This is a genomic window from Hansschlegelia sp., assembly GCF_035538955.1.
Lineage (GTDB): Bacteria > Pseudomonadota > Alphaproteobacteria > Rhizobiales > Methylopilaceae > Methylopila.
In genome coordinates, this window is the sequence record NZ_DATLJK010000008.1 from 63,004 (window position 1) to 82,300 (window position 19,297).

17 protein-coding genes are annotated in these 19,297 nt (G+C 70.2%); 7 read left to right on the top strand and 10 right to left on the bottom strand.

All coding sequences use genetic code 11. From position 1 onward, the window contains the following. Positions 1-2: 2 nt before the first annotated feature. The 4 genes from VM780_RS03520 to VM780_RS03535 are packed head-to-tail and all read right to left on the bottom strand — an operon-like array spanning position 3 to position 2,741. On the bottom strand, positions 3-1,241 hold the full coding sequence (locus VM780_RS03520) for a CCA tRNA nucleotidyltransferase (protein ID WP_325445184.1): 1,239 nt from the start codon (positions 1,239-1,241) through the stop codon (positions 3-5). After that, positions 1,238-1,513 carry a DUF6111 family protein gene (locus VM780_RS03525; protein WP_325445186.1) on the bottom strand — a complete coding sequence of 92 codons (276 nt, stop codon included), beginning with the start codon at positions 1,511-1,513 and terminating at the stop codon, positions 1,238-1,240. Before VM780_RS03525 ends, VM780_RS03520 begins: the two co-directional genes overlap by 4 nt. Next, positions 1,510-2,160 carry a CoA pyrophosphatase gene (locus VM780_RS03530; protein ID WP_325445188.1) on the bottom strand — a complete coding sequence of 217 codons (651 nt, stop codon included), beginning with the start codon at positions 2,158-2,160 and terminating at the stop codon, positions 1,510-1,512. The genes VM780_RS03525 and VM780_RS03530 overlap by 4 nt, the downstream gene beginning before the upstream one ends. Beyond that, the gene (locus tag VM780_RS03535; RefSeq protein WP_325445564.1) at positions 2,157-2,741 is read right to left on the bottom strand and encodes a DUF1285 domain-containing protein; all 585 of its coding nucleotides are present in this window, start codon (positions 2,739-2,741) and stop codon (positions 2,157-2,159) included. The genes VM780_RS03530 and VM780_RS03535 overlap by 4 nt, the downstream gene beginning before the upstream one ends. Positions 2,742-2,949: 208 nt before the next feature. On the opposite strand from VM780_RS03535, the gene VM780_RS03540 reads away from it, so the two are divergent. Genes VM780_RS03540 through VM780_RS03560 form a run of 5 tightly spaced genes read left to right on the top strand, consistent with a single transcriptional unit; the run spans position 2,950 to position 10,504 of the window. Continuing rightward, positions 2,950-3,948, top strand: a complete 999-nt coding sequence (locus VM780_RS03540) for a MoxR family ATPase (RefSeq protein ID WP_325445190.1) — start codon at positions 2,950-2,952, stop codon at positions 3,946-3,948. Positions 3,949-3,953: 5 nt separating this feature from the next. Next, the gene (locus VM780_RS03545) at positions 3,954-4,865 is read left to right on the top strand and encodes a DUF58 domain-containing protein (protein WP_325445192.1); all 912 of its coding nucleotides are present in this window, start codon (positions 3,954-3,956) and stop codon (positions 4,863-4,865) included. Next, positions 4,862-7,672 carry a DUF4159 domain-containing protein gene (locus VM780_RS03550; protein WP_325445194.1) on the top strand — a complete coding sequence of 937 codons (2,811 nt, stop codon included), beginning with the start codon at positions 4,862-4,864 and terminating at the stop codon, positions 7,670-7,672. Before VM780_RS03545 ends, VM780_RS03550 begins: the two co-directional genes overlap by 4 nt. A 41-nt stretch (positions 7,673-7,713) precedes the next feature. After that, complete coding sequence (locus tag VM780_RS03555) at positions 7,714-9,789, top strand: hypothetical protein (RefSeq protein ID WP_325445196.1); 2,076 nt, start codon at positions 7,714-7,716, stop codon at positions 9,787-9,789. Positions 9,790-9,826: 37 nt separating this feature from the next. Then, positions 9,827-10,504 carry a MarC family protein gene (locus tag VM780_RS03560; protein WP_325445198.1) on the top strand — a complete coding sequence of 226 codons (678 nt, stop codon included), beginning with the start codon at positions 9,827-9,829 and terminating at the stop codon, positions 10,502-10,504. A 4-nt stretch (positions 10,505-10,508) separates the two neighbouring features. On the opposite strand, the gene VM780_RS03565 is transcribed toward VM780_RS03560, so the two are convergent. Then, positions 10,509-10,775: a PepSY domain-containing protein gene (locus VM780_RS03565; protein WP_325445200.1), complete on the bottom strand. Its 267-nt coding sequence runs from the start codon at positions 10,773-10,775 to the stop codon at positions 10,509-10,511. A 158-nt stretch (positions 10,776-10,933) separates the two neighbouring features. On the opposite strand from VM780_RS03565, the gene VM780_RS03570 reads away from it, so the two are divergent. Further along, a complete protein-coding gene (locus tag VM780_RS03570) occupies positions 10,934-11,242 on the top strand; it encodes a hypothetical protein (RefSeq protein ID WP_325445202.1) in 309 nt (102 codons plus the stop codon). A 14-nt stretch (positions 11,243-11,256) separates the two neighbouring features. Here the strand turns inward: VM780_RS03570 and VM780_RS03575 are convergent, their stop codons facing one another. Together VM780_RS03575 and VM780_RS03580 are read right to left on the bottom strand one after the other, a co-directional pair. Further along, complete coding sequence (locus tag VM780_RS03575) at positions 11,257-11,757, bottom strand: N-acetyltransferase (RefSeq protein WP_325445204.1); 501 nt, start codon at positions 11,755-11,757, stop codon at positions 11,257-11,259. 185 nt (positions 11,758-11,942) lie between these two features. Next, complete coding sequence (locus tag VM780_RS03580) at positions 11,943-12,407, bottom strand: NUDIX domain-containing protein (protein WP_325445206.1); 465 nt, start codon at positions 12,405-12,407, stop codon at positions 11,943-11,945. Positions 12,408-12,780: 373 nt separating this feature from the next. On the opposite strand from VM780_RS03580, the gene VM780_RS03585 reads away from it, so the two are divergent. Continuing rightward, complete coding sequence (locus VM780_RS03585; protein ID WP_325445208.1) at positions 12,781-13,662, top strand: metallophosphoesterase; 882 nt, start codon at positions 12,781-12,783, stop codon at positions 13,660-13,662. A gap of 4 nt (positions 13,663-13,666) precedes the next feature. On the opposite strand, the gene VM780_RS03590 is transcribed toward VM780_RS03585, so the two are convergent. From VM780_RS03590 to opgC, 3 genes are all read right to left on the bottom strand, one after another. After that, entirely contained in the window at positions 13,667-14,335 is a 669-nt protein-coding gene (locus VM780_RS03590) for a hypothetical protein (RefSeq protein WP_325445210.1), read from the bottom strand. Between the two features lie 44 nt (positions 14,336-14,379). Then, on the bottom strand, positions 14,380-17,850 hold the full coding sequence (gene pyc / locus VM780_RS03595) for a pyruvate carboxylase (protein WP_325445212.1): 3,471 nt from the start codon (positions 17,848-17,850) through the stop codon (positions 14,380-14,382). Positions 17,851-17,999: 149 nt separating this feature from the next. Beyond that, positions 18,000-19,238 (bottom strand): OpgC domain-containing protein, encoded by a 1,239-nt coding sequence (opgC, locus tag VM780_RS03600; RefSeq protein ID WP_325445214.1) that lies wholly within the window; start codon positions 19,236-19,238, stop codon positions 18,000-18,002. Positions 19,239-19,297 lie beyond the last annotated feature (59 nt).

Genomic DNA, 19,297 nt, shown 5'->3' on the forward strand with positions numbered 1-19,297 from the left:
GCTCAATCCGCCGCGTCGAGCGCGCCATCGATGATCTGGGCGATCGCCGCCGCGCTGTCGGGAAAATCGGCTGCGATCCACGCCCGTTCCGCAGCCCGCAGCGCGCGCCCGATTTGCGGGCCGGGCGGCACGCCTCGCTGAACGAGATCGGCCGCCGAGATGGGGAGAGGCGGCGCCTTCCACCGATCCGCGAGCTCCAGCAGCGCGGCCCATAGCGCATCGTCGGCGGGGGCGGCGGCATCCGCCCAGGCGAGGCGGACGCGATCCCGATAGCCCTGAGGCCCAAGTCGATAAAGCGCGCGGCGCGCGGGCGCCTCGCTCTCCGACGGCGACAGGGCCGGCGTCATGTCGCCGATCCGCTCCAGCCGTTCCGCCTCGGCGTTCGACAGCCGCAGGCGGTCGCGCAGACGCTTGGCGTCTTCGGCGACGAACTGCGAGAGCGCCGAGAGCCGTAGCAGCGCGTCGGGGCGTTGGACGTCGAGGGCTGCAAGCCGCGCCAGGCGGGACAGGCGATAGACGCCGCCGATCAGCGGCGCCAGCAGACCGGCCTCGGCCATCATGGCGACCGTTTCGGCGGCGCGCGCAGCGACCAGCAGCTTCAGCAACTCGGACCGGATTCGCTCGCGCGAGAGCCGGGCGAGCCCCGCCCGCTCTCGGATTGAGGCCAGAAGGCCTTCCGGATCCGGCGCGCCCTCGGCGTAGCGGGCGTGGAAGCGGAAGAAGCGCAGGATGCGGAGATAATCCTCACAGATGCGCTCCCGCGCCGAGCCGATGAACCGCACGCGGCGGGCCTTCAGGTCGGCCAACCCTCCGACGTGGTCGTGCACGACGCCTTCGCGGTCCAGATAGAGGCCGTTGATCGTGAGGTCGCGCCGCTGAGCGTCCTCAGCCCAGTCGCGGGTGAAGGCCACGACCGCCCGGCGCCCGTCGGTCGCCACGTCCCGGCGCAGGGTCGTCACCTCGAACGGCTTGCCCTCGACGATGACCGTGATCGTCCCGTGCGCGGCCCCGGTCGGGGCCGTCTTCCAGCCGCGGGCGGCGGCGCGCGCCAGAACGACCTGCGGCGTGGCGGTGGTCGCGATGTCGATGTCGCCCGGCGCATCTCCCAGCAGCGCGTCCCGCACCGCTCCGCCGTTGACGCGCGCCTGCTCGCCCTCAAAATCGAGCGCCGCCAGCAGATCGGCCAGCGGACGCGCCTTGAGCCACCCGAGATCCGCGATCCGGTCGCGCGCTTCGGTCATCGTTCGTCCGGCTCGACGATCCGGCCGGGCACGAACACGCCGTCCTTCTCATGCGCGGGGATGTAGAGCGCGCGGGTGGAGCCGCCGCTGGTCAGCGCGAGCGCGAGAAGGCTCGACAGAACGAGCGCCACGCCGGCCGCGCCGAGCCAGGCCAGCGGGACGCCGCGCCAGCGCTCCGGCGCGCGCCAACCCCGACCGCTCACGCCGAGCCAGACTGCATAAACCCCGAAAGGCAAGAGGAAGAGAAACGCCTGGAGCGCGATGCGGCTCATGAGCCGTACAGCCTTTCAAACAGATTGCGCAGCAGTCCGGCCGTCACGCCCCAGATGTGCCGCTCGCGCCAAGGCATGTGGTGAATGCGCCGGAGACCGCCGCGCCACTCACGCATCTCGACGCTATGGTTCTCTTCGCTCATCAGGAAATCGAACGGAACCTCGAAGGCGTCGTCGACCTCGCCCGGGTCGAGCGTCAGGCGGTAAAGCGGGTCGATCTCCGCCACGACCCCGACGATCCCGAACCCTGTGTTCGTCACATAAAGGTCGAGGTAGCCCAGCGGGCGCACGAGAGCGCGCTCGAGGCCGATCTCCTCCTCCGCCTCGCGCAGCGCAGTGTCGAGCGGCGAGGCGTCGGCCGGCTCGCGCTTGCCGCCCGGAAACGAGATCTGCCCTGCATGCACCGGCAGGCCCTTGGCGCGCTGGGTGAACAGCAGTTGCGGCCGCGGCCGCGCCACCAGTCCGACCAGCACGGCGGCCGCGCGCGGCGTCACGTGCGCCGGCAGCAGTTCGCTTTCGCCCGTCACCACCGTCTCGGGATCGTCCGGATCCGGCGGCGCCGGCAACAGGTGCAGACGCGCCCGGCGACGGATCTCGTCGAGCGCGAAGGGCTGCGCCTGTTCGGCGATCGCAGGCGCGCCGCTCATGCCGCGGCCTCTGGCGAATCGACGGGGAAGAACGCTCCTCCGGCCGCCACTCCAAGCTGGCCGTCGCGCTCCTCCATCAGCTCCACGAGATCATAGGTCGCGGAGCGGGCGACGAGCGCCCAGAGATTGGAGCGCACGAGGACATAGGGCTTCAGCCCCTCGCCCGACTGATCGAACCGCAGAGGGTGGTCCGGCCCGACGTCGATCACCTCGTCGACATTGGTGCGGAAGCGGATGCGCCGGTCGAGCCTGTCGCCGTCGCTCGCCATCTCGACCGCGAGGAACGGCGCGTCCTCCACCGTGATCGACAGCTTTTCCGCAGGCGTGACCAGCACGTAGCCGTCCGGGTCCCGCCGAAGCACGGTCGAAAACAGCTTCACCATGGCCGGGCGGCCGATCGGCGAGCCCTGATAGATCCAAGCGCCGTTCGCCTTGATGACGAGGTCGAGGGCTCCGCAATGGGGCGGGCGCCATTTCTCGACCGGCGCCGCCCCCCGGCTGCACGCCTCGCGCGCCGCCTCCGCAAGGAGCTGCATCCGGTCGGTTGCGGCCGGCCCGGAACGCGCTTCTGGAACTTCCATGTTCACTTAGGGTTGACCCTCTCGTGGCCGACCGGCCCGGCCTCAACATCGCCGGTTTGTCCGTCTCTGGTTTGTCTGAAGTTATGGCGTCCGTGCGCGCCGGGTAAGGTCTGCGGTTCGCTGCGCCGCAAGATCGGCGGTTGCAATGTCGCGCATACGGTCGTCGGATGGCGAAAAGTCCGCGACAGCGGAATCGAGGAGAGTTCGGATGACCGAGCCCGCGACTGACCTGGACGCCGCCATCGTCCGGGGCGCCGAAGCGATCGGCGGCCATGTCGCGGCCGCGCGCGCCGCCATCGGCGAGGTCATCTTCGGCCAGGACAAGGTCGTCGACCAGGCGCTGCTCACCGTGCTGTGCGGAGGGCACGCCTTGCTCGTGGGCGTGCCCGGCCTCGCCAAGACCAAGCTGGTTGAAGCCATGGGCACCGTGCTCGGCCTCGACGCGCGGCGCGTACAGTTCACGCCGGATCTGATGCCGTCGGACATTCTGGGATCGGAGGTGCTCGAGGAGGACGCGCATGGCCGCCGCTCCTTCCGCTTCATCCAGGGGCCGGTGTTCGCTCAGCTCCTGATGGCCGACGAGATCAACCGCGCCAGCCCGCGCACGCAGTCGGCGCTGCTGCAGGCCATGCAGGAGTACCATGTCACCGTCGCCGGGGCCCGGCACGACCTGCCGCGCCCGTTCCACGTCCTGGCCACCCAGAACCCGCTCGAGCAGGAGGGCACCTACCCCCTGCCCGAAGCCCAGCTCGACCGGTTCCTGCTTCAGATCGACGTCGACTATCCGGATCGTGAGGCCGAGCGGCGCATCCTGCTCGCCACCACCGGCGCCGAGGAAGTCCGGCCGCGGCAGGCGCTCAGCGCCGACGACCTGATGAGCGCCCAGCGGCTGGTTCGCCGCCTGCCGGTCGGCGAGTCGGTGGTCGAGGCGATCTTGGACCTGGTGCGGTCGGCGCGCCCTGAGACCGCCGACAAGGCGTTTGCGGACAAGATCGCCTGGGGCCCCGGTCCGCGGGCCAGCCAGGCCCTGATGCTCGCCGTGCGCGCGCGCGCCCTGCTCGACGGCCGGTTCGCGCCCTCGATCGACGACGTCGCGGCGCTCGCGACGGCGGTGCTGAAGCACCGCATGGCGCTGACATTCTCCGCACGCAGCTCGGGCGAGACGCTCACGGCCGTGATCGCGAAGCTCGTCGAGCGGCTCGGCTGACCCTGATGGCGGTTCGCGCCGAGCTCGTCGACCCCTCGGCCGTCCGGATCGTCTCGCGACACGAGGAAGCCGCGCTCGACCTCGCCGGAAGCCTGCCCCGGCTGCTGGTCTCGGCGCGGCGCGCTTCGGCGACCGTGGTGCACGGGTTGCATGGCCGACGGCGCTCGGGAGTCGGGGAGAATTTCTGGCAGTTCCGCCGCTTCACGGCCGGCGACGCGCCGGGCCGGATCGACTGGCGCCGCTCGGCGCGGGACGAACATCTCTACGTCCGGGAGCAGGAGTGGGAGGCGGCCCACACCGTCTGGATCTGGATCGACCGGTCCCGCTCCATGGCGTTCCGGTCGAGCCTGGCGCCGCTTCCGAAGATCGAACGCGCCGTGGTGCTCGGCCTCGCGCTCGCCGATCTCCTCGTCAGGGGCGGAGAACGCGTCGGCCTGCTTGGCCTCAGCCGGCCGACCGCGAGCCGGCTCGCGATCGAACGCCTTGCTCAGGCGCTCGCCTATGCGCCCGACGACGCCGGCCACCTGCCGCCGGCCGCAAGCCCGATCGCGCGGCTCGCCGAGGCGGTCGTGATCGGCGACCTGCTGGCGCCGGAGGATGAGATCGCCTCGGCGGTGGCCGCTCTCGCCGGGCGCGGCGGCCGCGGCCACCTCGTGATGATCGCCGATCCCGCGGAAGAGACCTTTCCGTTCGCCGGCCGCACTGAGTTCGTCGATCCGGACGGCGGCATCAGCCTCATCGCCGGCCGGGCCGAGGAGTGGCGCGCGGGCTATGAGGAGCGGCTCACGCGCCATCGCGCGGCCGTCGCCGACATCGCGCGACGGCACGGCTGGAGCTTTATCGTCCATCGGACCGACCGCCCGGCGACAGAGGCGCTGCTCGCGCTGCACGCGCAGCTCGGGGAGGCGCCGCAATGAGCGCGCTGCCGCTCGCATTCCTCAGTCCCTGGCTGCTCGCGGCGCTGCTCACGCTTCCGGCTTTGTGGCTGCTGCTGCGCATCGTGCCGCCGCGGCCGCGGCGGGTCGATTTTCCGCCGCTGCGCCTGCTGCTCGACGTCACCGCCAAACGCGAGACGCCGGTGCGCACGCCGTGGTGGCTCCTGCTGCTGCGCCTCGCGATCGCCGCGCTCATCATCGTCGCGCTGGCGCGCCCGATCTGGAACCCGGCTGCGTCGGCCTCGAACGAAAGCGGTCCGCTGCTGGTCGTCATCGACAATGGCTGGGCTTCGGCGCCGGACTGGGGCGCGCGGACGGCTGCGGCCGACGCTGCTATCTCGGCGGCGGGCGATATCGGTCGACCGGTGGCCCTGGTCGCCACCGCCGAACCTCCCCGCGACATCGCGTTGACCACGGCGGGCGAAGCCAGAGAGCGTCTGCGCGTGCTCGCCCCGGAGCCGCTCATGCCGGAGCGGACGCCGCTGCTGGCTCCGATCCGCAAGCTGCTCGCCGGCAATCCCACGACGGAAGCGCTGTGGATCTCCGACGGCCTTGCGGGAGGCGAGGCGCGCGCCTTCGCGGAGGGCCTGAAGAGGGAGCTCGGCGGCGGCCGCCTTTCGGTCCGCGTGGACGCCGCGCACTCGGCCCGCGCGATCGTGGCGGCGGAGAACGCGCCCGCGGCGCTGACCGTGAAGGCGCTGCGGGCCGAGGCGGCAGGCCAGGAGCCGTTCCGCGTCCGGGCGACGGACCTCCGCGGCCGGCCGCTCGCGGATGCGGAGGGAGCGTTCGCGGTCGGCGCGCGGGACGCGACGGCGACCTTCGATCTGCCCGTCGAGCTTCGCAATGACGTCGCGCGGCTGGAGATCGTCGGCGCCCGCTCGGCCGGCGCAGTGCAGCTTCTCGACCAGAGGTCGAAGCGGCGGACGGTCGGCCTCGTCACCGGCGCGAGCGCAGATGTCGCCCAACCTCTCCTGTCGCCGACCTACTACGTCTCACGAGCCCTGAAGCCGTTTGCGGACGTGCGCGAGGCGAGCGGCCAGGGCGCGAGCCAGGCGGTCGAGAGGTTCGTTTCGGAGAAGCTGCCCGTGATCATTCTGGCCGATGTCGGCGCGCTCACGCAGGAAGCTCATGAGGCGCTTGCGGGCTGGCTGCGCAATGGCGGCGTGCTGATCCGCTTCGCGGGGCCGCGGCTCGCCGGCGCGCCGGATGACGATCTTTCGCCGGTCCGGCTGCGGCAGGGCGGCCGCGTGCTCGGCGGCGCCCTCGCCTGGGAGACGCCGCAGCCGCTGGCGAGCTTCTCGCCGAACGGGCCGTTCGCGCCGCTGGTCGTGCCGAACGACGTCACGGTCAGCCGCCAAGTCTTGGCGGAGCCGGACGCGGACCTGCCGGAACGGGTGTGGGCGACGCTCGGCGACGGCACGCCGCTCGTGACCGGCGCTCGCGAGGGCAAGGGCCTGAGCGTTCTGTTCCACGTCACGTCCGACACGCGGTGGTCGAACCTGCCGCTCTCGGGCGCGTTCGTCGACATGCTGCGGCGGATCGTCGATCTCGCGGGCTCCAGTCCCGCCGCCGCGCCGGACGCCGCCGCCACGACGCCCGCCGCGGCCCGCCGGCCGGCGTTGCCGCCGACGCGGACGCTCGACGGCTACGGCGCCTTCCGCAGCCCGCCGGCGACCGCGCGTCCCGCGCCTGCCGAAGGCCGTCCGGCCGCAACGCCCGACAATCCGCCCGGCTTTTACGGCCCCGTCGACGCCGGCGTGGCGATCAACGCGCTGCCGGCGGACGCATCGCTTGCGCGGCTCGATCTCGCGGGCCTTGAGGCGTCCGTGGCGCAGATCGCGACCGAGGAGCCTACGCCTATCGCGCCGTGGCTGCTGACGCTCGCGGCGCTCGCGGCGATCGTCGACAGCCTGGTCGTGTTTCTGCTGGGCGGCGGCGCCGCGCTGCTGACGCGCCGTCCAAGGGCGGCGGCGATCCTCCTCGCGGCCGTCGGCGTTTCGCTGCTCGCCGCCCCCGGCGTTGTGCGCGCCGAGCCGGCCGGCCGTGATCCGATCGACGAGCGGTTCGCGCTCGAGGCGACGCTCTCCACCCGGCTCGCTTATGTGGCGACCGGCGACTTCGAGGTCGACCGCATCAGCAAAGCCGGCCTGGAAGGGCTTACGCAGACCTTGGGTCAGCGCACCGCCTTGGAGCCCGGCGCGCCGATGGCCGTCGATCCCGCCAAGGACGAGCTGTCATTTTTTCCGCTGCTCTATTGGCCGGTGGTGCAGGGAGCGCCCACGCCCTCCCCCGAGGCGCTGGCGCGGATCGACGCTTACATGAAGCAGGGCGGCACGATCCTGTTCGACACCCGGGACGCGCTCACAAGCGGGCCCGGCGTGCAGAACGAAACGCTGAAGCGCCTGCTCGGGGGTCTGGATGTGCCCGCGCTGGAGAAGGCGCCGCCGGACCACGTGCTGACCAAGGCCTTCTATCTGCTGAACGATTTTCCTGGCCGCTATTCCGGCAGCCCGCTCTGGGTGGAGGCGCTGCCGCCGGTCGAAGAGGGCGAAGAGCGCCCGGCGCGCGCTGGCGACGGCGTTTCGCCGATTCTGATCACCGGAGCCGACTTCGCCGGCGCCTGGGCGGTCGGCGCCAATGGCGAGCCGCTTTTTCCGACCTCGAGCGACGAACGTCAGCGCGAGATGGCCTACCGGGTCGGCGTCAACATCGTGATGTACACGCTGACAGGGAACTACAAGGCCGACCAGGTGCACGTGCCGGCTCTGCTGGAAAGGCTAGGCCAGTGAGCGAGCCCCTGATGCCCCGCGGCGCGACCAAGCCATAGCGCATGAACCTCGACGTCGCCTTCTCGCCTCTGATCCCGCTCCCCGGTCTGATCGCGCTTGCGATCGCCGGCGCGGTGGTCGCCCTGCTTTGCCTGCTCGGCCGCACGCGCGGCGCATGGCTGCGCGCCGGCGCGGTCGCCTGCCTATTGCTTGCGCTGGCGAACCCGTCCTTCACCCGGGAGGACCGGGAGACGCTGACGAATGTGCTGCCGGTGGTGGTCGACCGCTCCGGTAGCCAGAGCCTAGACGGCCGCAAAGACCAGACCGACGCTGCGCGCGAGCAGCTCGCGCAGCGCCTCGCCGGCCTGCCGAACACCGAAATACGCTGGATCGAAGCCGGACAGGACGCGACGTCGAGCGACGGCACCGAGCTGTTCGCGGCCCTTCGGGACGGCATCGCCGATGTGCCGCCGGAGCGGATCGCCGGCGCGCTGTTCCTGACCGACGGGGTCGTCCACGACGCTCCGCCGGACGCGAAGTCGCTTGGCTTCAGCGCGCCCGTGCATGCCCTGATCACCGGGCATCCGGACGAGCGCGATCGGCGCGTTGCGCTGACGCTCGCGCCGCGCTTCGGCATCGTCGGACAGACGCAGAAGATCGGCTTTAGGATCGAAGAGGTCGGGCCCGGCCTCGGCGGCCCGACGCCGGTGATCATCCGCCGCGACGGCGAGGAGATCGAACGGCTGAACGCCACGCCCGGGGCGGTCACCACGATCGAGGTGCCGATCGTTCATCCCGGCGTCAACTTCATCGAGGTCGAGGCCGAGGACGCCGGCCGGGAGATCACCACGGTCAACAACCGCGCCGTCTTGCCGATCGACGGCGTGCGGGAAAAGCTTCGCGTGCTGCTGGTCTCAGGCGAGCCGCACGCGGGCGAGCGCACGTGGCGCAACCTGTTGAAAGCAGACGCCAGCGTCGACCTCGTGCACTTCACCATTCTGCGCCCCCCGGAGAAGCAGGACGGCACGCCGATCAACGAGCTGTCGCTGATCGCCTTCCCGACGCGGGAGCTGTTCGCGCAGAAGATCGACGAGTTCGACCTCATCATCTTCGATCGCTACGCCCGGCAGGGCATCCTGCCGATCGTCTATTTCGACAACATCGCCCGCTATGTCCGGAACGGCGGCGCCGTGCTGGTCGCGGGCGGGCCCGACTATGCCGACCCGGGCTCGCTCTACGAGACGCCGCTTTCGCAGGTGCTGCCGGCGGAGCCGATGGGCGGCGTCATCGAGCGGGAATTCAAGCCGACGCTCTCCGAAATCGGCCGCAAGCATCCCGTCACCCGGGGGCTCACGGGATCAGAGACCGACCCGCCGAGTTGGGCGCCATGGTTCCGAATGGTGGACTCCCGGCTGCGGGAGGGCGAGGCCGTGCTCGACGGTCCTGAGGAGCGACCGCTCCTCGTCCTGGCGCGCGAGGACAAGGGGCGCGTCGCGGTGCTGCTGTCAGACCACGCGTGGCTGTGGGCGCGCGGGTTCGACGGCGGGGGTCCGCATGTCGATCTGCTGCGCCGGCTGTCGCACTGGCTGATGAAGGAGCCCGATCTGGAGGAGGAGGCGCTGCGCGCCAAGGCTGTCGGCAAGACCGTCACCTTCGAGCGGCAGACGCTGAAGGCCGAGGTCAGCCCGGTCGAGGTGACGCTGCCAAGCGGCGACCGGCGGCGCGTCGCGCTCGCAGAAGCGGAGCCCGGCCTCTGGCGCGGCACGCTTGAGACGCCGGAACTCGGCCTGCACCGCGCGACCGACGGCACCTTCACGACGCTGGTCAATGTCGGGCCCCCTAATCCGCGCGAGTTCACCGAGGTCGCCAGCACGGACAAGCGGTTGCAGGCGGCCGCCTCCGCCTCAGGCGGTTCGGTTCGCCGGATTCAGCCCGACGCTGCGGGCGGATTGGAGATTCCGCGCGTCGTCCCCGTGAGCGCAGGCGCGCGCGCCTCTGGCGCCGACTGGATCGGCGTCCGCCAGGCTGACGCAAGCGTGGTGCGGGGCCTCGGCATCCTGCCGATCTTCGCCGGCCTGCTGGGCCTTCTGCTGCTGCTCGGCTCCTTCGCCGCCGCCTGGGCGCGGGAGGGCCGATGAACGCGCGCCTCGGCTCGGCTGCGCAGAGGCGTTCTCTGTGAGCTGGCAGGTCGAACTGCTTCAGAGCTTCCTGCTCGCGGGCTCCGCGCTGTTCTCGATCGTCAACCCGATGGGCGGCGCGCTGATCTTCGCGCAGGTCACGGGCGACCGCAGCCATAGCGAACGCATCCTGCTCGCCCGGCGCGTCGGGACCTACTCGGCGCTCGTGATGCTGTTCTCGCTGTGGCTCGGCGCCTACGTGCTGGCGTTCTTCGGCATCACGATCCCCGCTCTGCGCATCGCGGGCGGCCTCGTGGTCGCGGTCAGCGGCTGGCGGCTCCTGATCGCGCCCGAAAACCACGACGAGCACAAGCAGGCCCAGGCGGGGCACGCCATGGGCGCCGACGACGTCGCGTTCTTTCCGCTGACCCTGCCGCTCACCACAGGCCCCGGGACGATCTCTGTGGCGATCGCATTGGGCGCCAACAGACCCTCCGAGCCAGCGGCGTTTCTCGGCTTTGCGGTCGGAGTCTCGCTCGCCGCGATCGCCATCGCGGTGGTGGTCTGGCTCGCCTATTCCTCGGCGGACTGGATCACCCGGCTGCTCGGCGAGGCGCGCATCCGGATCATCGCCCGGCTCGCCGCCTTCATCCTGCTGTGCGTCGGCGTCCAGATCACGCTCAACGGCGTGCTGGACGCGTTGCGCGCCGCTGGGGTCGGCGCAGGACTGCGGTGACGCTTCACTCCACCACGGGCTTTTCGATCACCAGAGCGCCCGTCTTGGGGTCGACGAAGAACTCCATCTTCTGGCCGTTCTTCACGCCCTCCCCGCGCCAGTGGTCCTTGTCGGCCTTGATCTCCGCGACGCCGGTGTAGCCTGACTTCAGGACCTTCTCCTTGACCTGCTCGGCCGACATCCAGTCCGGCCCGGGCTCGTCGGCGAGTGCGGCGCTCGTGGCGCCGCCCGTCAGGGCGACCGCAAAGGCGAGCGTGCGGAAACGCGTCATCGACTGCTCCTTCCGAGGTGCGATCGGAACAGATAGCGCTCCGTCCTCCCCCGACCACGGCGGAGTCGCGCGCTCGTGAGGAGCTCTTCAGCTGCTTACCCGGCTTGCGGTCACGGCGTTCCTGCGCGATGACCCGCGCAACTGGAAGGACTTCGGCCATGAAAGCTCACGGCGCTCTGCTGATCCGCGCGCTGCTGTGCCTGCTCTGTCTTACGGGCGGGACGCGCGTGAGCGGCGCGGCCGGCTATGCCGTCAGCGTGTCGGCCCCGGCTGTTCCGGCGCTTGACGCGGAGAAGAAGGACGACGGCTGCGGCCAGGGCAAAGCCACGAAAAACTTCGGCTGGAAGGTCGTCGCGTTCGGCGTCGCAACCCTCAAATACCTCATCGGATTGCTGATCATCCCGATCGGCCTGTTTCTCGTCTGCATCGGCGTGATCCTGGAGGCGGTCGAAGCCGTGGCCTGCTGACGGGGCGCTGAGCCTCAGAACGTCTTCCAGACGAGGCCCCGCGCGTCGCCATCCGCATCCGCCACCAGGGCGCGCCATAGCACCCGATCGGGATCGACCGGTCCCGGCATCACCACCTGGCCGTCCGGCACGCGCCGGAAGCCGAGCCGCGCGTAATAGGGCTCGTCGCCGACCAGCAGCACGAGACGGTGGCCGGCGTCCGCCGCAGCCGCGATCGATGCGCTGATCAGCGCCTGACCGATGCCGCGGCCACGGAAGGCCGGGTCGACGACCAGCGGCCCGAGCAGCAGCGCCGGCGTCCTGCCGATCCGGATCGGCGTCATCCGGTTGGAGCCGACCAGGAAGGTGCCGACCCGGGCCACGAAGGACAGCTTCGCCAGCGGCTCGACGCCCTCACGCAGCCGATAGGCCGACCGCGCGTAGCGTCCCGGCCCGAAGGCGCGCTCCTGCAGACGGTCGATGGCCGCCCGGTCGTCGGGGTGCTCGTGGAGGATGGCAAGCGGAAGGGAGGTCATGGCGGGCTCGGGCGAAGGGGTCGAGAGAGGCCGCCCGCCGCCTGTGCGTGGGTCAGCCGCGCTGGATCGGTGCCGGGAAGCGGCGCGCCGCGCGTCGTCGCGAAGGCGTGTGGCGGATCATGACCATGACGGCGCGCGCTTAGCACAGCCCGGAGCGCGGCGCCAGCGCTCCTCGACGTCGCGCGTCACCAGCGGCCGTCCGCAGCCCGGCGCCCCAGGAACTCAGCGATCCGGCGGCGGGTGGCGGGCGTCGCTCCCTCGGGAAGCTCGGCGGCCGGGAACCACCCGCTTTCGACGATCTCACGGTTCGCCGCGGGCGCCGGGCCGATCTCGAAACGCTCCGCCCGGAAGAGCGCGACATGATCGCGGCCGCCGAAAGCCGGATTGAAGTAGAGCCCGATCAGCCGCAGGGGCTGCTCGGCCGCGACGCCGGTTTCCTCCAGCAGTTCGCGTGCGGCGGCCTCCTCCGCCGTCTCGCCGGGTTCGACCGCGCCGCCCGGCAGGTGCCAGCCCTCGACATAGCCATGACGGACCAGCAGCGCGCGCTCGCGATCGACCGCCAGCACCCTGACGCCGAGCGTGACCGCCCGGCGGACGCGCCCCCATCGGGCGGCGGCGGCGCGAACCATCCGGCTTCTGATCGAGCTCAAGGCGTCCCCCTCCCACGGCCTCCCGCGACGTGATATAGACCCGCCGCGCACGCTGACCCGTGCCGCCTGCTGGCGCACGAGCCCGCGCGTCGCCATCTCAAGCTCAGCGGAGCCGCACGCCCATCGGGGGCGGGGCTTCGCATCGATGAGGATCATTATGTTCTGGCTTTTCTCGTTCCGTCGGGGCGCAGCCTCGGCGGCTCATTTCTGGCTGAGCGCGCTGCGCACCCCGAGCGGGGCCGCGGTGGCGGCGCTCGCGACATTCGCGAAGGACTGAGGCGGATACGCGCCTGACGGCATCACATGACGGCGCGCCGGCCACAGGACTGCGAGCCGGCGCGGCTTTTCCCAGAGCTCTCACCCGGCGGCCCTCGTGACGGTCATAGCCCATCTGTCGGACCCGCATCTCGGGCCTCTGCCGAACTTCACGCTGCTCGAGATGATGTCGAAGCGCGGCCTCGGCGCGATCAACTATTTCCGCCGCCGCCGCCGCTGGCACGACATGGCCGTGCTCGAGCAGATCGTGGCGGACGTGATCGACGAGACGCCGGACGCGGTGGCGGTGACTGGCGATCTGACCAATCTCGGGCTGCAAGCCGAGTTCCTGCCCGCTGCCGCCTTCCTGGGCAAGCTGGGACCGCCCGAGCGGGTGGCCGCAATCCCGGGCAACCACGACGCCTATGTCCGGACCGTGAAGAGCGCTCCGGCGCGCGTCTGGGGCGCTCACATGTCGAGCGACGACGGCCGCGTCGGCTTTCCGTTCATCCGACGGCATGGACCGGTGGCCTTGATCGGCCTGTCCTCGGCGGTCGCGACCGCGCCGCTCGCGGCGACCGGCGAGGTCGGAGCGATCCAGCTCGACGCGCTCGGCCCGATGCTGCGCGGCCTGAAGCAGGAGGGCTTCTTTCGGATGGTGCTGGTGCATCATCCCACCGCAGAAGACGGCACGCCCTGGCTCCGCCGGCTGAGAGACGCTCATCTGCTGCGCGAGGTGCTCGAGCGGGAGGGCGCGGAGATCGTGCTTCACGGCCACAATCACGAGCCGGCGCGGGCCGAGGTGCGCGGCCCCGAAAAGCCGATTCCGGTGATCGGCGTGCCGTCCTGTTCGGCGGGTCCGCTCAGCCACGAACCGCTCGCCGCCTACAACCTCTACTGCGTCACAGGCGAGCCGTCGGCGTGGAGCTGCGAGGTCGTCACGCGCGGCCTTCTGCCGGACGGGACGATCGGCGAGACGGACCGCTACCACCTGCCCTGAAGCGTCAGCCGACGCCCGGAAGCAGTCCCTTCGCGGCGGCCACCATCAGGCCCACGACGACCGCGGCCCCAAGTCCTCCGCCGAGGCAGAAGGCGAACAGGATCGCCACCAGCCGGAGCCAGCGGGCGCCGGCCGAAGGCCTCGCTGGCGCCCTGGGCGGGATCTCGGCCCGAACGGGCTCAGGCGCCTCCGGCTCCGTCGGCGGCGCGGACGTCGACGCGCCGTGCGTCTGGCCGAACCGCTCCTCATCGGCGAGCAGTTGCTCGCGCTCCACGAGACGCCGCGCCACATAGGCCGTCACCGCGTCCACGATGGGCTGGACGTGCTCGCTCTCCGCCACGACGGCGCGGCCATGCCGCCCATCGCGCAGGAAGCGGTAGAGCTTGCGATCACGCCCCATTTCGATGAACGCGACCATGTCGACGAACAGGCGCGGCCGCTCGCCCGGGACCAGACCGACGTCGAAAATGTCGATCTGCTCCGGCACGTCGGCGAATACAGGACGCAGCGCGTCCTGCAGAACTTCCAGCCGTGCAATCTCCGCCTGGCGCAAATCGATCACCACGTCGCCTCGCTCGGCGGCCTCGACCCGGGCGCGCCGCAGCGCCTCGCGCAGCGGCCCCACTCCCGGGCTTCTCTCGGGCGACCTGCCCGTGACGTCCTCGTCCTGCATTCCGCGAGACTAGCCGGTCCGCGCGCGCCGCGGGAGTCGGCTGATCATTCTCCGAGCACCACGAGAAGATCCTTGGCGTCCACCGGGGTGCCGGGGCTGACGAGGATCTCCTTCACGACGCCGCCGCGCTCGGCGTGGAGCGCGGTCTCCATCTTCATCGCCTCGATCGAACAGATCACGTCGCCCTGGCTGACCGCCTGCCCGGGCTTGACCGACACGGTCGAGATCACGCCCGGCATCGGGGCCGCCACATGGCCGGGATTGCCCTCCTCGGCCTTCCGCCGCGCCTCGCGCACATTGGTGGCGTGCCGGTCCGGCACCTTGATGACGCGCGGCTGGCCGTTGAGCTCGAAGAAGACCTTGACCTGGCCTTCCTCGTCGGTCTCTCCGACGCCTAGGCAGCGGATCACCAGCGTCTTGCCGCGCTCGATCTCGACCGAGATCTCCTCTCCGACCGGCAGGCCATAGAAGAAGATCGGCGTCGGCAGCGTCGATACCGGGCCGTACTTCTTCTCCGCCGCCACATAGTCGACGAACACCTTCGGATACATCAGGTAAGACGCAAGGTCCGTGTCCGATGGCGCGTAGCCGATCTTCTCCTCGAGCTCCGCCCTGATCGCGCCGAAGTCGGCCGGCGGCATCAGCGCGCCGGCGCGCTCGCTGAGGGGCGGTTCGCCTTTCAGGACCTTCTTCTGGATCTTCTCCGGGAAGCCGCCGGGAGGCATCGAGAGCTCGCCCTTCATCAGCTGCACGACGCTCTCGGGGAAGGACACCTCGACCTTTGGGTCCTCGACCTCCTCGCGGGTGAGGCCCGCGGAGACCATTACAAGCGCCATGTCGCCGACAACCTTGGAGGTGGGCGTCACCTTCACGATGTCGCCGAACATGTCGTTGACCTCGCGATAGGTGGTGGCGACCTCGTTCCAGCGCGTCTCCAGCCCGAGCGAACGCGCCTGCTCCTTGAGATTGGTGAACTGCCCGCCAGGCATCTCGTGCAGGTACACTTCCGACGCAGGCGCGAGCAGGTTGCTCTCAAACGCAGCGTATTGCGCGCGGGCCGCTTCCCAGTAGAGCGAGATCTTGCGGATCGCGTCCATGTCGAGGCCGCTGTCGCGCGGACCTCCCTTGAGCGCGGCGACAATGGAGCCGAGACAGGGCTGCGAGGTCATGCCGGAGAACGAGTCCATCGCCGTGTCGACGGCGTCGACGCCGGCGTCGATCGCTGCGATCAGGGTCGCGCCCGAGATGCCGGACGTGTCGTGGGTGTGCAGGTGCAGCGGAAGCCCGACCTCTTCGCGCAGCGCGCGGATCAGCACGCTCGCGGCGGCCGGCTTCAGCAGTCCGGCCATGTCCTTGAGGCACAGGACGTGCGCCCCGGCGCGCTCGAGCTCCTTGGCGAGATCGACATAATATTTGAGATCGTACTTCGCCCGAGACGGATCGAGCACGTCGCCGGTGTAGCAGATCGCCGCCTCGCAGATCGCGCCGGTCTCGTTCACCGCGTCGATCGTGACGCGCATGTTCTCGATCCAGTTCAAGCAGTCGAAGACGCGGAAGAGATCCATGCCCTCCTTCGCCGCCTGCTTCACGAAGGCGGCGACGACATTGTCCGGGTAATTGGCGTAGCCCACGCCGTTCGAGCCGCGAACGAGGCATTGCAGCAGCAGGTTCGGGGCGCCCTCGCGGATCTTCGCGAGCCGCTCCCATGGATCCTCGGTGAGGAAGCGCATCGCGACGTCGAAAGTCGCGCCGCCCCAGCATTCGAGGCTCAGCAGGTTCGGCAGGCCGGTCGCATAGGAGGCGGCCGCAGCCGCGATGTCGACCGTCCGTACGCGGGTGGCGAGCAACGATTGGTGCGCGTCGCGCATGGTCGTGTCGGTGACCAGAACGCGCTGTTCGGCGCGCATCCACTCGCCGAACTTCTTCGGTCCAAGCTCCTGCAGCAGCTGGCGCGAGCCCGCTGGAGGCTCGCCGTCTCCGAATACAGGCGCCTCGGGCCGCGGCGCGCCGTCCTTCGGGCGCGCTCGGCCCTTCACCTCCGGATGGCCGTTGACGCTGACGTCGGCGATGTAGGTCAGCAGCCGCGTCGCGCGGTCCTGCCGCTTCTCGAAGGCGAACAGCTCCTTGGTGTCGTCGATGAAGCGGGTGGTGGTCTCGCCGCGCAGGAACACCGGATGTTCGACCACGTTCTCCAGGAAGGCCAGATTGGTCGCGACGCCGCGGATGCGGTATTCGCGCAGCGCCCGGCTCATGCGCAGGCACGCCTCTTCAGGCGTCGGCGCCCAGGTCGTGACCTTCTCGAGCAGTGGATCGTAGAAGCGGGTGATGACGGCGCCCGAATAGGCCGTGCCGCCGTCGACCCGCACGCCGAAGCCCATGGCGCCGCGATAGGCGGAGATCCGGCCGTAGTCGGGAATGAAGTTGTCTTCCGGGTTTTCGGTGGTGATCCGGCACTGCAGCGCGTGGCCGTTCAGCCGCATGTCAGACTGCGCCGGCACGCCGGACTCCGGCGAACCGATCGCCGCGCCCTGGATGACGTTGATCTGCGCCTTCACGATGTCGACGCCCGTGACCATCTCGGTCACGGTGTGCTCCACCTGGATGCGCGGGTTGACCTCGATGAAGTAGAAGTCGCCGGTTTCCGCGTCCATCAGGTATTCGACGGTGCCGGCCCCGACATAGTCGGTCGCGCGCGCAAGCTTCAGCGCGCTTTCGCAAAGGGCGACGCGGCGCTCTTCCTCCAGATACGGCGCCGGCGCCCGCTCCACGACCTTCTGGTGGCGACGCTGGACCGAACAGTCACGCTCGAAGAGATGCACCACATTGCCGTGCCGGTCACCAAGGACCTGGACCTCGACGTGGCGGGCGCGCTCGACGAGCTTCTCGAGATAGACGTCATCCTTGCCGAAGGCGGATTTCGCCTCGCGTTTGGCGTTGATGACCTCCTGCGGAAGCTTGGCGATGTCGCGGATGACGCGCATGCCGCGGCCGCCGCCGCCCCAGGACGCCTTCAGCATCACCGGCAGGCCGATCTCCTCGACGGCCTTGCGGATCGCCTCCGGATCGTCCGGCAGCGGCTCGGAGGCCGGCATCACCGGAACGCCGACGCTGATCGCCAGATTGCGGGCGGCGACCTTGTTGCCGAGCTTGCGCATCGTTTCGGGACTGGGCCCGATGAACAGGATGCCGGCCTCGGCGCAGGCGTCGGCGAATTCCGGGCTCTCGGAGAGGAAGCCATAGCCGGGGTGGATCGCGTCGACCCCGGCCTCGCGCGCGACACGGATCACCTCGGGGATCGAGAGGTAGGCTTCGAGCGGCCCCATGCCCTTGCCGACGCGGTAGGCCTCGTCGGCCTTGAACCGGTGAAGCGAGAGCTTGTCTTCCTCCGCATAGATCGCGACCGTGCGGATGCCGAGCTCCGCCGCCGCCCGGAAGACCCGGATGGCGATCTCTGACCTGTTGGCGACAAGAAGCTTGGTGATCTTCCGGGACGCTACGGACCTTTCGACGTTCATCGTGAGCGGCGACCTCAATGACGCGGGCCGCCGGGCGGCCGAATGGCGGGAGAGCGCCCGCCCCCCGCGACCGCCCGCGCCGACGTTAAACGAAAGTCGCGCCGAGGGAACGGCCTAAAACGACGTCGTTCCGGAGCGGAGGTCCCTGCTCAGCGGAATTCCGGCGCAGTGGCGGCGGCCGGCAGCATTGGCGAGGCCTTCACGCGCGCCGAAGCCCTTTCGCGCGTGTCGGCTGACGGCGTCCCGGGCCCGCCCCGGCTCGCCCGGCCGAGCGCGTCCGCGACAAAGGCGAGGCCGACGAGGATAGCCGCCATGCCGAGCGAATAGATCGCCTGAACGGGGATCGACTTGCCGAACCAGTCGAACACGCCGTGGCTCATGGCCGCGAAAACGGTGGAGATCACGAACATCGGCAGGCTGCGCCGGCCGATGAGGATCATCGAGCGCCCGAACAGCGTCTTGCCGAACGGATTGCTCTGCTTCAGCAGCAGCGTCGCGAGATGAGCCATGGCGAGGAAGTGGGCCAGACGGATCGGCGACGCGTTCGCCTTGGAGGCGTAGTCGGTGACGATGCGGAGCGGCCGCCATTCCAGAAGCCCCAAGGTCGCCCAGGGGGCGGCCGCGACGAAACCGATGATCAGGATCGTGATCGACAGCGCGACGGTGGCGGGCGCCGCCGCGACGCGGCGCAGCCATGGCTCGTCGCGCGCAAGGCAGACGACGAACCCAGCCAGGAAGACCGCCTGCCAGGCGAAAGGATTGAACGTCCAGAGCCGCGTGTCCGGATAGGACGACAGAGTCGCTCCCGTCGCCTCCGCGAACAGCCAGACGACGGCGGCGAACACCGCATAGAGCCGCCACTGGGCGCGGAAGGCGAAGAACAGCACGCCCGCGAGCAGCGTCAGCAGGATGTAGAGCGGCAGAATGTCGAGCAGCGGCGGCAGATAGGCGAGCGTCGCGAGTTTCGGCAGCACCGTCTCGGTCGCGATCAGGAACGGCCGGATGAACAGGTCGCGCTCCATCACGCTCGAGCCCGCATAGCCGCGATAGAGAACCGCGAGCGTCGCGATCACCACGAAGGCCGAAAGATGATGCAGGTAGAGCGTGAATGCGCGGCCGACCGCGTATGGCATCGCCATCACCGGTCGCTTCAGGAACTTGGCGGTGAACATGCCGGCCATCGCGAAGCCCGACAGGAAGACAAACAGTTCCGCGGAATCCGAGACGCCAAAGTTCTTGGTCGTGAACCAGCTCATGACGTTGTCGACAGAGTGGTTCCAGAAGATGAACACGATGGCGAGGCCGCGCCAGAAGTCGATGCGCCAGTCCCGGGCGCTCGCGCCGGGGGCGGCAGGCGGCGTGGCGGCGGCCGGAACTCCTTGAGACATCGATCCTCCCAGGCTCACCGCCGCCGCATGTTAAGGCCGGCCGCGCCGGGCGCACGCCG

Bases quoted from the DNA above. Each gene is read 5' to 3' on its own strand.
- VM780_RS03575 (WP_325445204.1), bottom strand. From the start codon at position 11,757: ATGACCTCCCTTCCGCTTGCCATCCTCCACGAGCACCCCGACGACCGG.
- VM780_RS03520 (WP_325445184.1), bottom strand. From the start codon at position 1,241: ATGACCGAAGCGCGCGACCGGATCGCGGATCTCGGGTGGCTCAAGGCG.
- VM780_RS03550 (WP_325445194.1), top strand. From the start codon at position 4,862: ATGAGCGCGCTGCCGCTCGCATTCCTCAGTCCCTGGCTGCTCGCGGCG.
- pyc (WP_325445212.1), bottom strand. From the start codon at position 17,850: ATGAACGTCGAAAGGTCCGTAGCGTCCCGGAAGATCACCAAGCTTCTT.
- VM780_RS03570 (WP_325445202.1), top strand. From the start codon at position 10,934: ATGAAAGCTCACGGCGCTCTGCTGATCCGCGCGCTGCTGTGCCTGCTC.
- VM780_RS03545 (WP_325445192.1), top strand. From the start codon at position 3,954: ATGGCGGTTCGCGCCGAGCTCGTCGACCCCTCGGCCGTCCGGATCGTC.
- VM780_RS03540 (WP_325445190.1), top strand. From the start codon at position 2,950: ATGACCGAGCCCGCGACTGACCTGGACGCCGCCATCGTCCGGGGCGCC.
- VM780_RS03525 (WP_325445186.1), bottom strand. From the start codon at position 1,513: ATGAGCCGCATCGCGCTCCAGGCGTTTCTCTTCCTCTTGCCTTTCGGG.
- VM780_RS03555 (WP_325445196.1), top strand. From the start codon at position 7,714: ATGAACCTCGACGTCGCCTTCTCGCCTCTGATCCCGCTCCCCGGTCTG.
- VM780_RS03565 (WP_325445200.1), bottom strand. From the start codon at position 10,775: ATGACGCGTTTCCGCACGCTCGCCTTTGCGGTCGCCCTGACGGGCGGC.
- VM780_RS03590 (WP_325445210.1), bottom strand. From the start codon at position 14,335: ATGCAGGACGAGGACGTCACGGGCAGGTCGCCCGAGAGAAGCCCGGGA.
- VM780_RS03535 (WP_325445564.1), bottom strand. From the start codon at position 2,741: ATGGAAGTTCCAGAAGCGCGTTCCGGGCCGGCCGCAACCGACCGGATG.
- opgC (WP_325445214.1), bottom strand. From the start codon at position 19,238: ATGTCTCAAGGAGTTCCGGCCGCCGCCACGCCGCCTGCCGCCCCCGGC.
- VM780_RS03530 (WP_325445188.1), bottom strand. From the start codon at position 2,160: ATGAGCGGCGCGCCTGCGATCGCCGAACAGGCGCAGCCCTTCGCGCTC.